The organism is Acinetobacter sp. 1125_18A (assembly GCF_052824985.1).
The window spans coordinates 342,713-357,084 of sequence record NZ_VTDG01000002.1; the positions used below are offsets into that span (position 1 = coordinate 342,713).

Below are 14,372 nucleotides of genomic sequence, written 5' to 3' on the forward strand. Positions count from 1 at the left end.
TTATTTTTAAGCTTTTGATAGAGGTTATTTTTTCATATCAAAATACATCCATTCCGATGGAATAATCGGATGCTTTTTAAAGCCGATGACACGCGGTTGCGCCAAAGCATTGCGATAACGCGTTGATGCCATTTGTACCGGCATATACACTTCTAATATACGCGCCATCTTATGATATAAAGCATCACGCTCAGGACCCGGTTTCAATTTTTGGGTTTGTTCATATAAGCGATCATATTCAGGAATTTTCATGCATGCACTATTGGTTGCATGGATATTCTTTCCATAAAACAGCTGCATAAAGTTATCTGCATCGGGATAATCTGCAATCCAAGCTGATCCCTTAAACATGGTTTTACATTGTTTTTCAGCTTTTAAACCTTCCGCAAAAGGCAAGGATTTGGTGGTCATTTTGACCTTGATATTGTCTAAGGTCTTTTTCCAAAATTCAGCACTTTGCTGACTACGTGTACTATTACCATAAACAGTTAATTCAATCAGCAAGGGTTTGCCATTCGGCAAGGTACGCCAGCCATCGGCAGCAACCTTATAGTGATAACGATCTAACAGTAGATTGGCCGCTTTAACGGAATAAGGAATACTGGTTTTATAGTTTGGATCATGCCCAATCACCCCATAAGGAATGGGGTATTGTAAGCGTTGTGCATCACCCTTCATCAAAATCTTAATTTGATTATCAGGTGAAAAGGCCATTGCCATGGCACGGCGTAAAGCAATTTTTTCTTTACTCAAACCACCAACAACAGGGTTTTGCATATTCCAGTAATAATAATCAATTGAAGGATCGGCAATACGGGAAAGTTGAATACCTTTTTTAGCAAGTTCGGGTTTAAGCTGACCATCTTGGATGGCTTGAACACTGAGATCACCATCCAACACAAATAAGTCAGTTTCATCTTTACTAAATGATAACCAGCGTGATTGTGATTCTTCCATCACTTGAATATCGACCACACCGATTTGCGGCATTTTTTTGCCTTTCATCGCATCGACAATTTTTTGATCTTCTGGCGTGGATGCTTTGAAATCCCAAACATAACCACGATAATCTGGATTGGCTTTCAGGATAATCCGTGAGCCAGGTGTCCATTTTGCCAAGACATAGGGACCTGTTCCGACAGGATGGGCCATGGCAAAACCAGACCGATCTCGATAGTGTTCAATCACTTCTCGTGCCACTGCGCCAGCTGGTTGATGTGCCAACAGCATTGGGAAGTTTTGATCAACTTGTTTTAGTTTAATCACCAAGGTATAACGATCTGTGGCCTGAAGCCCTGCAACAGGTAGATCATAATTAAACTTGCCTGTTTTTTTAGCTTGCTCAAGCACTTTGTCCATGCCTAGAATTTTGTCATCAAACAACCAACTATTGGGCGAATGCAAACTTGGGTCTAACAACCGTTTATAAGAATAAACATAGTCTTGCGCGGTTAATTCACGGGCTTTGCCTTTAAATACAGGATCTTTGGCAAAATAAATTCCTTTTTGAATTTTAAAAGTATAGGTTAAACCATCAGCACTGACTTCAGGCAAGCTCACCGCGGTACGGGGTACTAATTTGGCAGGTGTTGCTAAATAATCGTAGGTATATAAACCTTCAAATATTGAATTATGCACATGCGCAGAATAAAGATCTTGGGTGCCTGCTGGATCAAAACCCGTTTCTGCAACGGGGAAAACATAACGTAAAACTTTATTTGGATCTGCCGGGCTTTTGGCAATTACACTCATCGTGCCTGTCAGGAGCATACCGCCCAAGAATGCACTGCCCCCAATCTGCTTTAACTTTTGCTTTAAATCATCCTTCATCATTTTATTCAACTTCATCTGGTTATTTTTTAACTGGCTGAACATCAAGGTATTGCCAAACGGTATTGATCATTGGATGTGCTTTATAGCCTTGAACTTGTGGTTGCAACAGCCAATTGCGAATACGGGTACTATGAATAATCCAAGGGTTATCTGCCTCTATCTGCCGACTGATTTTTTCATAAAAAGGCGTTCGTTGTTGTGGCGGTAAAGTTAACGCTTGCTGATACAGTGCATCATAAGCTTTGGATTGATAGCAACTTAAATTTCCTTTGCCTGAGTTTGGACCATAAAGCAATTGGGCAAAATTTTCTCCTTCAGGAAAATCAGCAATCCATGCCCCACCCCAAATCATATGTTTACATTGCATGGCTTCTTTTAAATTATCGGCAAAATTACTGACCTTAAACTCAACACGTACCCCAATAGCATCTAAGTTTTTCTTCCATAACTCAGAATGAATGACTGAGCTTGAGCTATTTTCAGTATTATATTTCAGGGTAAATGGCTGCCCGTTGGGTAAAGTTCGATAACCATCTTTACCTTTCTTATAACCAAATCGATCCAGTAATTTATTGGCCAATAACGGGTTATAGGCAACACTACTTCTATATTGAGCATTGTGCCCTTGCACCCCATCTGGTACCAGCATTTCAGCTCTAACCGCTTGACCTTTATAAAGTTGCTTAATCGCTTCCTGTTGGTTATATGCCAATGTAATGGCACGGCGTAGTGCTATTTTGTCTAGACTATACCCCCCCACAATCGGATCTTTCATATTGAACATGGTATAGGTGATTTCAGGGTCTTTATTGGGAAAATGCTGAATGCTCTGCTGTTTAAGTTCTGGTTTTAATTGTGTGCCGTTTAAAGCCTGTGGAACCGCATTTGAAGTTAATTTGTCAAAATCCAATTGACCTGACTTAAATGCCAACCACCTTGACTGTTCTTCCTCAATAATACTCACGACAACCTTACCGACTTGGGGCATTTTTTTACCCGACATCTCTTTGACAAGTTGGTTATCCCATACCGTACCTGTCGATTTATAATTCCAAATAAAGCCACGATAATCAGGGTTTGCCACCAGCTCAATTTTACTGCGTGGTACGTATTTACTCAGTTGATAAGCGCCTGTACCTACAGGATGCTGCCCGATACGATCACCATAAAACTCAACAACTTCACGCGTTGTTCCGCTAAAAGTGACATAGGCCAAAATATAAGGAAAATTATAATCTGCACGGGTTAAGGTGAATTGTAGGGTGTATTTGTCTAAAGCTTTAAGCCCTGCAATGGGCGCATCGTAATTAAACTTGCCTGTCTTTTTCGCATTGGCAACCACTTGCTCTAAGCCTTGGATTTTGCCATCAATAAAAGAATAGGTAGGCGAATGGTTTTTCGGATCACTCACACGTTGAATTGAATAAATATAATCTTGGGCAGTCAACTCACGTCGTTTGCCTTTGAACGCAGGATCATCGGTAAAATAAATGCCGGGTTGTATTTTAAAAGTATAGACCTTGCCCTCTTGTTCTATTTTTGGCAATGCTTGTGCCGTATTGGGCACCAATACCACGGGACGAGCCAGATAATCATATTTGAGTAAGGGTTCAAATATCGCCTCTGCAATATTTCCACTGTAGAAATTATAGGTTTTCACCATATCAAAACCATCATCTGGTGCTTCAAAAGCCAAATTCAGGATTTTATTCGGTTGTGCAGGCGTTTTCGCAATCGCCATTTCCCCACAACCCATTGCACCGACCAACAACGCAAATTGTAAAAGCTTGGATTCCAAATTCACACCTATGTATTTTTATTCATCAAATTATTTAAACAGAATACTGGCAGCACCATCATCCTGTCGATTGCTGCTTTGGTGCCGAACCAGAACGTTAAATTAACAATAGTGAAAAATTGAACGATATAACAGTATTAAATACAAAGCGAATATCATGCCACTACACTTACCCCTTCTAAATTTTGTTTATTTTTACCGTAATAAAATTGCATTTATTCAATGATTATCTGTGATTGACATCCTAGCGTCATCTTCTGTCTCAATCTAAATATTAAATTCAGATATCATTTATCAGAACTACTCATAATGCACAATTTAAGTACACACACGTTCCAAAATTGATCACTTATTTTATCAAACACTATAAATATCAAATTAATCATTTGATTTAAAATAATTAATAGCAAAAATAAAGCCATAATTAATAGTTATACCACTCATTAAATATAGTTAAACTCTTTAATTAACAACTAAATATAAAGAAAAACTAAAACATTTTGAGTATTTTTTAACCACATCTTCATATTGTATTAACATTAATCAGGGCAACTTCCAAACTTATTTTTCTACTATCAAGTCACGGATGAATAAGGAGATTAAACACTAGTCACGTAAATTCTTATCATTTTTTTGTATATTTTTAAAACATATAATTAGATAGTTGGCACTTGAATTGCTAGAAAGCAATGCAGCAATATCGCTAAGTACAAAAAAAAACGGATGTCTGAAAATATGAAAGTAAACAAAAATGTTTGCACTTTGGGATCGCCAACGATGGGGAAAACATTACTAAAATTAAGTACGCTTAGTCTAAGTATGATGTGCCTATCGCTAGCGCATGCAGCAGAAACTGAAGAAACAACACAGCCAATAAAAGTAGCCAAAGTCACCGTTACAGGATCTTCAATTAAAGGGGTTGCAGCTCAAAGTGCTTCACCCATTACCATTATTAAAGGTGAAGATTTAGCCAAACAAGGGGTAACCACTGTCGAAGAAGCACTGACCAAAGTCAGTTCCAACCAAGCTGGTTTTTCTACATCTCAAAATGTGGGTGCAAGTAATACCGAAGGTTCATCAGCCAATTTACGTGGATTAGGTACAGATAAAACCCTGGTCTTATTGAATGGTCGTCGTCTGGCTTATAGCCCGTTTAGTACATCAACCACCAACCTCAATATTATTCCAATGGCAATGGTTGAACGTATCGAAGTCCTCCGTGATGGTGCATCTGCGGTTTATGGCGCCGATGCAATTGGTGGTGTCATCAATTTTATTACCAAAAAATCTTTTGAAGGTCTCAACATCAGTGTGGGTGCAACTCAACCCGAAGCCAGTGGTGGTGATAAACAAGATATTTCCATCTTTGGGGGCTATGGCAATCTAGATGAACAAGGCTTTAACGTTTACGGTGTGGTCGATTATCGTAGAAGCAACAATATCATGGCAAAAGACCGTAAAATCAGTCGCCGTGGTGGTGTAATTCCTGAGCTCGGTTTAGATGCCAGCTCAGCAAATGCCTTCCCTGCAAACATTTTTGATCCTAAAAACAATATTTTAGCAAATCCATATGGCAATACAAATTGTAATAACACACCAAATGTCGCTGCAGATGGTGGATTATGTTATCTCAATACCCAAGCACTGATTGGGATTACCCCAGAAGTTGAAACAATTTCAGCACTTGGTCGCGGAACCTTTAAACTTTCAGATAAATTTAATCTGATTGGCGAATATATCTTCTCACGTAACGAAGTTACCACTTCGATTGCGCCTGATGTATATAGCCGTTCAGTCACCTTACCCTCGACAAGTCAATATTATCCAGGCAAAGGCATTGTTCCTGCAGTGAATGGACTCAGCGATGGAGATTTACAACTCTATCTGCGTTCACAAGGTGGTAACCGTTCAGGCAAAACAACCAATGACTCACATCGTGCATTTGCAGGAATTGAAGGTGAAGCCTATGGTTGGGATATCAATGCCGGTTTAACCTATGCAAAAAGTGAAGCAACCGATAGCTTTAATGCGGGTTACCTCAATCAAAGTAAAGTTCAAGCTGCTTTAAATGACGGTTCACTCAATCCATTTGGCCCTTCCGCCGATGCTAATATTTGGAAATCCTTTGAAGTCAATGGGGATACCAACAAAGCCAGTTTAGACTCAACTTCTTTTGATGTTACTGTATCTCGTCCAATCTATACACTACCTGCAGGTGAAGTTGGATTTGCCTTAGGCGGTAGTTTTACCAAACAAAATTGGGATCAAAAAATTAATGCTGAGATCGTCAGACAAGTGCCTGGTAGCGGTATAGATCCAGATAAACCTGTGAGTAAGGGTGATCGAGATATCTCAGCGGTATTCACAGAATTACATATCCCGATTTTAGCCAATTTAGAAGCGCAGCTTGCAGCACGTTATGATGACTATAGTGACTTTGGCGATACCTTCAATCCAAAAGTCGCTTTACGTTGGGAACCGTTAAAGCAATTAATGTTCCGTACCTCATACAGCACAGGTTTCCGTGCACCAAGCTTATATGACATCAACTCACCGCAAAGCCAAACCTTCACAGGTTCGAAATACAATGACCCTGTGCTCTGCCCCGGTGGTACTGCAACTGCACCACAATACCAAACTGAATGTAATATTCAATTTAAACGTATGCAAGGTGGAAATCCCGACTTAAAAGCTGAAGAGTCAACATCTTATACTGCTGGACTTGTGTTTGAGCCAATCAAAAATCTGGTATTTACAGCAGATTACTACAACATCAAAGTAGACAATCTGATTGATACAATTACCGATTCAATTATTTTTGCTGACCCAAGTAAATATTCAAGTTTATTTGTCCGAGATGCAGATGGACGAATCAAATATGTGAGTACCACTTTGATCAATATGGGTGGAATTAAAACTCAAGGGGTTGATTTAAGTTTGAACTATCTCACGCCTGTGACTAAAACAGGACGTTTTGGTTTTGGTATTGATGGGACCTATGTCATTAAATATGACAAACAAGAAGAGAAAGGCGGTGAATGGATCAGCCGTGCAGGTAGCTATTATAACCAACAAGTCTATTCCCGCTGGAAACATGTTGCCAATGTCAATTGGAGTTACGACAACTGGAAAATGATCTTTGAGCAACAGTTTAGCCGTGGTTATAAAGACTCAAATTCTATTGGTGAGGCCAAATATGATAACCATCGTGTCAGTGACTACATTCTATATAACATTGCGGGCACTTATAGCGGATTCAAGAACTTAGAACTCACTGGTGGGATCAAAAATATCTTTGACCAAGATCCGCCTGCATCCAACGTGACTGATAACTTCCAATACGGTTATGACTCTAGTTATGCAGACCCAACCGGTCGCGCATATTACGTCAGAGCAACTTACAAATTCTAATTGGGCATTTCGCAAACATTGTCTAGGCCTAATCAAGTCATGGTGTTTGCGAAATTGATTCATTCACTTAGCCAAACAAAAGAATTGAACAGAATTTTTTTATCGTCTCTCTTTTACTATTTATTGTTTGTCTCTCATTTCAGGAGTAGCAATGGGCAAGAATTTTTCAGAATTAGAAAATAATTCTTCCAAACGCCTGATCGGGATTGGAGCAGTCATCTTACTGCATCTAATCATTCTCTATGGCTTGATTACGGGTTTATCCAAGACAGTTGAAAAACCAGCGGATGAACCTGTTGAATTACTGATTATTCAGGACAAAAAACCTGAACCAGAAAAACCTAAACCCATTGAAAAGCCACCAGAACTGCCAAAGTTGGTGGAGAAAGTGTTGAAAACACCAGATCCAAAGCCGACCGAAAAACCAATGGAAAAACCTACAGCAACACCAAAGCAGACGGCTACACCTACACCCACAGCAACGCCAAAAACCTCAGAAAGTTCTGAGCCGACACCGACGCCAAAGCCAGAAACGACGTCAAAACCTGAACCTGCAAAACCCAAACCAGCAGGTGAAACACGAGGTGTATCGAGTGGAGAAGCAGGTTGTAAAACACCCGGGTACACGCGTGAAGCTTTACAAAATGAAGAGCAAGGTGAAGTTCTTATTTCGGTATTTGTGGGTAGTGATGGAAAAGTTAAAGAGGCCAAAGTTAAAAAATCGAGTGGGAGTAAAAGCTTAGATAAAGCGGCTGCGAAATCTTATAGCTTATGTACGTTTAAACCTGCGTTAAAGAATGGCGAACCTCAAGATTCTTGGTACGACATACCTTATGAATTTGTATTGCAGTAATCAATTAAATAAAAAATTGGAGATAAATGATGAATAAAACGCTGAAATCTGTACGACTATTTGCTTCTGTTGGGATTTTAACTGCAAGCACCCTACTGCCTGTATCTAGTGTATTTGCAGAAGAAACCACTGCAACGCCTGCGACTGTAACGACGACCAATACAGCAACCAGTGAAACACATACACCACCACCTAAACCAGCAACAACACAAGCTGTTCACAACCCTTACGGTTTAGAAGCACTATGGCGCGAAGGTGATATTGTGGCTAAATCAACCTTATTTATCTTGGTCCTGATGTCGATTGGAACGTGGTACATCATGGTGACCAAGTTTATTCAGCAGGCAAAAATTAAACGCCAAGGTAAAGAAGTTGAAGCCAAATTCTGGGATGCTGCATCAATTGACGGCGCTGCGGGAACGCTAGGCGAAGCAAGTGCTTATCGTTTTATTGCTGAAAAAGGCATTAACTCAACCAAAAAACATGGCGGAAACCTACTCGAGCGTATCGACTTTAATACTTGGGTCACAATGTCAATTCAACGTGCAATTGATAAAATTCAAAGTCATTTAAGTGGTGGTTTAGCATTTCTTGCAACCGTCGGTTCTACCGCACCATTCGTTGGTTTGTTCGGTACAGTTTGGGGAATCTATCATGCACTTACTGCAATTGGCATTTCGGGTCAGGCCTCTATTGATAAAGTTGCTGGACCTGTCGGTGAAGCACTGATCATGACGGCAATCGGTCTTGCTGTAGCCGTGCCTGCGGTACTTGGTTATAACTGGCTCACCCGCCGTAATAAAGCAGTATTGGATAATGTACGTACTTTTGGTTCTGACTTACATACTGTTCTACTCAGTGGCGAGATCAAAAACAGTGGTGATGCGAAATAAATGAGGTATCTATTATGAGCATGACAGTCAATTCAGGCAGTGACGAAGATGATGTAATTTCAGCGATTAACACCACACCTTTGGTGGATATTATGCTGGTTCTGCTGATTATATTTTTAATCACCGTCCCCGTTGCAATTCACACGGTTCCAGTCAAGTTGCCTGAGGAAAAAAATACACCTTATGTCACTAAGCCAATTAATGTGCAAATCGCGGTCAATAAAGCGGGAGATATTTTTTGGAACGAAAAGTATATCACAGATAAAAATACACTGATCAATCGTTTACAGGCTGAGGCAGCAAAACGCCCACAGCCAGAGGTACATATTCGTGGTGATCAAGTGACAAAATTTGAAGCGATTGATGAAGTCATTAGTGCTACCAAGCAAGCAGGTATCGGCAAAATCGCTTTTGTCACGACACCTGTTGCCGCACCATAATCGGGAGAAGGAACAGTTTATGGGTATGAATGTAGGTGCCAATAAAGACGATGATGATGTGATGTTAGATGTCAATATGACGCCACTTATTGATGTGATGTTGGTGTTGTTAATTATGTTTATTATCACCATCCCAATTCCAAATAATGCGATCAATATTGACTTGCCCAATGGCGCACCACCACCTACCAATGAGAAGCCACCTGAGCCAGTCACCTTACGTATTGACCCTCAAGGTAAAATCTTTTGGAATGATCAAGCTGTTGAAAATAAACAAGCGCTAGAAGTTTTATTTGCGGGTGTTGCACAGAAATCAGATCAAGATCCGATTAAAGTGCAGCCCGATAAACTGACTGAATATAAGGATGTGGCAATGGTGATGGCAGCCGCGCAACGATTAAATGTTAAAAAAATCGGAATTGCAGCAAGCCAATAATATTTAAGGGATGAACAAAGCTGCACAGTGCAATCGACTTGCAGCTTTGAGTCCTTGATCTATGCAATCTTTCGGGACGATTTATTCATAGTGCAACATTATAAAGAACACAACACTCGATATATTTGGCATTCACTCACACTTAAAAAAGCCAGCATCTGCTGGCTGATCATCGACATGGAATCAATTAAGTGATTTTAAATGCCAAAGAAATGGCTTGATCTTGTTGTTCAGGATCAGGCCATTTTTGTGAAACAGATTTTAACTTGGTATAGAAACGAGCGGCATCTGGACCATATAAATGCGACTCACCAAATTTTGAACGTCGCAAACCACCAAAGTTAAAATAACTCACTGGGAGTGGTACAGGCACATTAACACCAATCATGCCCGACTCAACTTCCATAAAGAAGCGATGTGCTGACTTTCCATCACGGGTAAAAATCACCGAACCATTGCCATATTCATGGCTATTGGTCACAGCAATTGCCTCATCTAAACTATTGACGCGTAAAATTCCTCGCGCTGGGCCAAAAACCTCTTGTTGATAAAAATCCATATCCATAGATAAATAATCAAATAAAGTTGGTCCGATATAATAGCCATTGGCATACTCTGGATGTTTAAAATCACGACCATCCACCACCAACTCAGCACCATCTGCAATACATTGATCAATTGCCTTTAAAACAGATTGTTGCGATTGCGCACTAATCACCGCACCAAAATCTGCAGTCGGATCATTGTATGCGCCAACTTTCAATGCTTTGATTTTTTCTACGATACGTTGGCGTAAGTGATCTGCCGTTTCAGCACCTACGGGAATCAGCAGTGATACCGCCATACAACGCTGACTGGCTGAACCAAACCCTGCTGAAACAAAGGCATTTGCAGCCGCTTCAAGATCGGCATCAGGCATCACCACCATGTGATTTTTCCCGCCAGTAAATGCTGCAACACGTTTGTTATGTGAGGTGCCTTTTTGGTAAACATATTCACCAATCTGTGTAGAGCCCACAAAGCTCACAGCCGCGATTTCAGGATGTTCAAGTAATGCATCGACTGCTGTTTTATCCCCTTGTACAACATTAAATACATCGTCTGGAAGACCCGCTTCTTTCCATAACTCTGCAAAAAATAATGCAGCCGAAGGCACTTTTTCAGACGGTTTCCAAACTATTGAATTCCCCACAGAAACAGCCATGGCTATCATGACAGCAGGAATCATGATGGGAAAATTAAACGGGGTAATGCAGCCCACCACACCCACAGGAACCCGTACAGAAAACACATCGATGTCGCCTGCAACATTACGTGCATATTCGCCCTTAGTAATCTGTGGGGCATTACAAGCAAATTCAATTCCTTCAATCGCACGGCCAATTTCACCGATTGCATCGGCAATGGTTTTGCCATGTTCACGACCAATGATTTCTGCCAACTCAGCTGTTTTGGCAATCATTAATTCACGTAATTTAAACAGAACTTGCAAACGTGTAGCATGTGAAGCTTTTGCCCATTTTTTTGCATTTGCTGATGTGGCGGCTTTCACGGCAGTATCAATCACTGTTGCATCACCATAAGCACAACGCGCAATTTCTTCACCCTTAGAGGGATTAAATACTGGGCCTGAATGTTGAGTTTCAGTGATATGACGGCCTGAAATATAATGTCCGATCAAAGTGTTCATCCTGATTTTTCCTTCACGCTGATACTGAAACTAAATTTAAAATGCTACTGAAGACGGTCTTTCCATGACCACTTTGGCGAGAAAACCCCATATTCCCAAGGCTGATAAAGGAAATATTCATATTCATTCCTGAAAATTAAGCGTGGTAAATTGAATGATTGATTGCAATGCTTTGCTTTGAATCACTACTTTGCATTAAACAGACAATTTGCTTTTCACTGATTTACGCTGTCTCGCGGGGCTAAGATCATCACGCTTCATAAAGAAGCTACAGAAGATTGCGAAAATCGCCATACTCATGATGTAGGTAATAATCAAATGAGGACTACCATTACCAATACTTAGTAATTTGGTGGCGATCAATGGTGCAAGTCCACCGCCTAATACACCTGCGAATTGAACTGAAATCGAGATGCCACTGTAGCGAATTTCGGCAGGAAACTGTCGAGCAAATAACTGAGACTGTGGCGCATACATGATCGGAAACACCACGCCGATTGCTAAAACAATTGCGGTCCATACCAAGACTGGGTCCTTGGTATCCAACATGCTAAAGAACGGATAGCAATACAATGCAAGGACCACTAGACCAAACATAAACATATTACGCTGCCCAACTTTGTCGGATAAATGTCCACATAATGGCGTCATCACCATGATTAAGCCTGCACCACAAATCGTTGCAAACAAAATGTCTTGGCGAGGAATACCCAACTTGGTTGTGGTGTAGGCTAAGGCAAAAGTAGAGGCAATATAAAACCATGCATTTTCAGCAGCACGGGCAAAGATAATCGTGAGTAATTCGCGTGGATGATTTTTAAAGACCTGCATTGCTGGAACTTTAACTTCTTGTGCTTGTTGTTTTACTTTTTCAAAATCGGGTGACTCAGGCACTTTGACACGGATATACCAACCCACACCTAACAATAAAATGCTGGCAAGGAAAGGCAGACGCCAGCCCCAACTAAATAGACTTGCTTCGGGTAAAAGTGAAACCAAACCCAATGCGATAGAGGCCAACATTAAACCACCACCAGCACTTGCTTGAGGTAGACTGCCCCAAAAGCCTTTACCGCCTTCAGGAGCATGCTCCACAGCCATCAACACGGCACCGCCCCACTCTCCGCCCATTGCCATACCTTGAACAAAACGCAAAATCACCAGAAAAAATGTCGCCCAATATCCAATACTTTCGTAGGTTGGCAATAGGCCAATTAAAACGGTAGGAATCCCCATCATAATCAGCGTGGTTAGCAGCATGGTTTTCCGACCAATTTTGTCTCCAAAATGACCAAAGATAATGCCTCCCAACGGACGTCCAATAAAGCCAACAGCGTATGTGGCAAACGCGGCCAATACACCTGTTAATGGATCAAGATTGGGGAAAAACAGTTTATTGAAAATTAATGCTGCGGCTGCACCGTAAATAAAAAAGTCGTACCACTCGATTGTCGTTCCGACCATGCTGGAGATACCCGCCAGACGGTGTGAAGACTTTTTCGGTTGTTGAGGACTTGATCCTTGTATATGCTCCATCGCTACCTCGCCCAATTCTTAGTATTGTCATCCATTCATCACCTTAGAGATAATCCATCCTGATTATATTTATTAAGGTGATCTAATTCTTTTTACATAAACAATTTAAAATAAGAAGCCAAGATTAATATTGATTTATCCTGATAAAAAATTCTAAATAACCTGAGTGCTTCTCATCATCAATGTGAATCAATTGCTTTTTTCAGTCAACACCCTTAATTACTTAAGTAGTTTTTAAAATTAAATAAATAAATTAAATACAATTACTTATACAAAAAAACACCAATATAGACTAAAGTTAAATATAAAAAATGTGATCCATTACAAACTATTCGAAACTCTAAATTTATATGCATCACATTAAAAAAATAATCTATTTAATTTTCATCATATTATAAAAAATCAACGATCGAATACTTGTTATTTCTCGCTATCGCGTTATATTCATTATTATACTAAGTAAGGATGCTTATTATGAACTATAATAAAATCGCATTTGATTTTAGCCCTGCACCGATTGTTGTATTAAGTTATCGACACATGATGGAAATGAATGCTGCATTTGCCAATCTGTTTGGCTATGAGCGTGGGGAATTAATTGAGCAATCCATAGTCAAAATTTTTCCTAGCCTTGAGGATTATGAAAAGGTTGGGAATGATGCATTACAAAGCCTATTGTTAAAAAAAAGCCATTACTACTCTGATCAGCGCTTTATGCAGCACAAAAATGGCGAAATCTTTTGGACACATACCCATGGGCAAACCTTAACACCTGAAGATCCCTTTAAATTGATGGTCTGGCATTTTGAACGTAAAGATCAGGTGCTGTCTTCTAAGCAAAAATTGACTAAACGTGAATCAGAAATTACCCAATTGATTGTCAATGGATTTACCTGTAAAGAAATTGCACGAAAATTAGAGCTGTCGCATCGGACCATAGAAGTACATAAAGCAAATTTAATGAAAAAGTTGGGCGTTCGCTCCAAAGCAGAACTAACCTCAAAAATTATCATTCGAGAAAAATGATATAGACAAAAAAATGATCACAGTTGAATTGCTGTGATCATTGATGAACCTCAAAAAAATTAAGCTTTTTTCACAAATTCTGACTTTAACTTCATGGGACCAATACCATCAATTTTACAATCAATATCATGCCCATCATTACTGTCTACCAGTAAACGAATACTTTTGACTTTGGTTCCTACCTTAACCACTGCAGAAGAACCTTTAATTTTTAAGTCTTTAATCACTGTCACTGAATCGCCATCTGCCAAGATATTGCCAACAGCATCTTTAATCGTCACGCTGTCATCTGCTGTTACTTGCTCGCCATCTTTCCATTCATAACTACATTCTGGGCAAATCAATAAATCGCTATCTTGATAGGTATATTCTGAATTACATTTTGGACAATGTGGCAAAGACATAATGAGCTCAACTTCGGTTCAAATCACAATCATAGCATTTTAAGATTTTTCA

The 14,372-nt window shown here is 39.9% G+C and carries 11 protein-coding genes; 6 read left to right on the top strand and 5 right to left on the bottom strand.

All coding sequences use genetic code 11. The features are described 5' to 3' along the window. Positions 1 to 24: 24 nt before the first annotated feature. Positions 25 to 1,833 (bottom strand): ABC transporter substrate-binding protein, encoded by a 1,809-nt coding sequence (locus FY049_RS04490; RefSeq protein ID WP_392389704.1) that lies wholly within the window; start codon positions 1,831 to 1,833, stop codon positions 25 to 27. 19 nt (positions 1,834 to 1,852) lie between these two features. Further along, the gene (locus FY049_RS04495; protein ID WP_412676244.1) at positions 1,853 to 3,643 is read right to left on the bottom strand and encodes an ABC transporter substrate-binding protein; all 1,791 of its coding nucleotides are present in this window, start codon (positions 3,641 to 3,643) and stop codon (positions 1,853 to 1,855) included. 723 nt (positions 3,644 to 4,366) lie between these two features. Between FY049_RS04495 and FY049_RS04500 the strand changes: the two genes are divergently transcribed. The 5 genes from FY049_RS04500 to FY049_RS04520 all read left to right on the top strand — a co-directional run bounded on the left by FY049_RS04500 (position 4,367) and on the right by FY049_RS04520 (position 9,664). Continuing rightward, a complete protein-coding gene (locus tag FY049_RS04500; protein ID WP_327858168.1) occupies positions 4,367 to 7,042 on the top strand; it encodes a TonB-dependent receptor in 2,676 nt (891 codons plus the stop codon). Between the two features lie 151 nt (positions 7,043 to 7,193). After that, entirely contained in the window at positions 7,194 to 7,895 is a 702-nt protein-coding gene (locus FY049_RS04505; protein ID WP_446083254.1) for an energy transducer TonB, read from the top strand. 26 nt (positions 7,896 to 7,921) lie between these two features. After that, the gene (locus tag FY049_RS04510; RefSeq protein ID WP_105713262.1) at positions 7,922 to 8,788 is read left to right on the top strand and encodes a MotA/TolQ/ExbB proton channel family protein; all 867 of its coding nucleotides are present in this window, start codon (positions 7,922 to 7,924) and stop codon (positions 8,786 to 8,788) included. Positions 8,789 to 8,802: 14 nt separating this feature from the next. Beyond that, the gene (locus tag FY049_RS04515) at positions 8,803 to 9,228 is read left to right on the top strand and encodes an ExbD/TolR family protein (RefSeq protein WP_327858166.1); all 426 of its coding nucleotides are present in this window, start codon (positions 8,803 to 8,805) and stop codon (positions 9,226 to 9,228) included. A 19-nt stretch (positions 9,229 to 9,247) separates the two neighbouring features. Next, positions 9,248 to 9,664: an ExbD/TolR family protein gene (locus tag FY049_RS04520; protein ID WP_004722903.1), complete on the top strand. Its 417-nt coding sequence runs from the start codon at positions 9,248 to 9,250 to the stop codon at positions 9,662 to 9,664. Positions 9,665 to 9,851: 187 nt separating this feature from the next. On the opposite strand, the gene FY049_RS04525 is transcribed toward FY049_RS04520, so the two are convergent. Further along, positions 9,852 to 11,354: a CoA-acylating methylmalonate-semialdehyde dehydrogenase gene (locus tag FY049_RS04525; RefSeq protein WP_446083255.1), complete on the bottom strand. Its 1,503-nt coding sequence runs from the start codon at positions 11,352 to 11,354 to the stop codon at positions 9,852 to 9,854. A 195-nt stretch (positions 11,355 to 11,549) separates the two neighbouring features. Next, on the bottom strand, positions 11,550 to 12,890 hold the full coding sequence (locus tag FY049_RS04530; RefSeq protein WP_056514730.1) for an MFS transporter: 1,341 nt from the start codon (positions 12,888 to 12,890) through the stop codon (positions 11,550 to 11,552). Between the two features lie 474 nt (positions 12,891 to 13,364). On the opposite strand from FY049_RS04530, the gene FY049_RS04535 reads away from it, so the two are divergent. Beyond that, the gene (locus tag FY049_RS04535) at positions 13,365 to 13,916 is read left to right on the top strand and encodes a LuxR C-terminal-related transcriptional regulator (RefSeq protein WP_004722910.1); all 552 of its coding nucleotides are present in this window, start codon (positions 13,365 to 13,367) and stop codon (positions 13,914 to 13,916) included. A gap of 59 nt (positions 13,917 to 13,975) precedes the next feature. Here FY049_RS04535 and FY049_RS04540 read toward each other — a convergent pair whose 3' ends face one another. Beyond that, entirely contained in the window at positions 13,976 to 14,320 is a 345-nt protein-coding gene (locus FY049_RS04540) for a zinc ribbon domain-containing protein YjdM (protein WP_034610071.1), read from the bottom strand. Between the last annotated feature and the right edge of the window lie 52 nt (positions 14,321 to 14,372).

Bases quoted from the DNA above. Each gene is read 5' to 3' on its own strand.
- FY049_RS04490 (WP_392389704.1), bottom strand. From the start codon at position 1,833: ATGATGAAGGATGATTTAAAGCAAAAGTTAAAGCAGATTGGGGGCAGT.
- FY049_RS04500 (WP_327858168.1), top strand. From the start codon at position 4,367: ATGAAAGTAAACAAAAATGTTTGCACTTTGGGATCGCCAACGATGGGG.
- FY049_RS04505 (WP_446083254.1), top strand. From the start codon at position 7,194: ATGGGCAAGAATTTTTCAGAATTAGAAAATAATTCTTCCAAACGCCTG.
- FY049_RS04510 (WP_105713262.1), top strand. From the start codon at position 7,922: ATGATGAATAAAACGCTGAAATCTGTACGACTATTTGCTTCTGTTGGG.
- FY049_RS04515 (WP_327858166.1), top strand. From the start codon at position 8,803: ATGAGCATGACAGTCAATTCAGGCAGTGACGAAGATGATGTAATTTCA.
- FY049_RS04520 (WP_004722903.1), top strand. From the start codon at position 9,248: ATGGGTATGAATGTAGGTGCCAATAAAGACGATGATGATGTGATGTTA.
- FY049_RS04525 (WP_446083255.1), bottom strand. From the start codon at position 11,354: ATGAACACTTTGATCGGACATTATATTTCAGGCCGTCATATCACTGAA.
- FY049_RS04530 (WP_056514730.1), bottom strand. From the start codon at position 12,890: ATGGAGCATATACAAGGATCAAGTCCTCAACAACCGAAAAAGTCTTCA.
- FY049_RS04535 (WP_004722910.1), top strand. From the start codon at position 13,365: ATGAACTATAATAAAATCGCATTTGATTTTAGCCCTGCACCGATTGTT.
- FY049_RS04540 (WP_034610071.1), bottom strand. From the start codon at position 14,320: ATGTCTTTGCCACATTGTCCAAAATGTAATTCAGAATATACCTATCAA.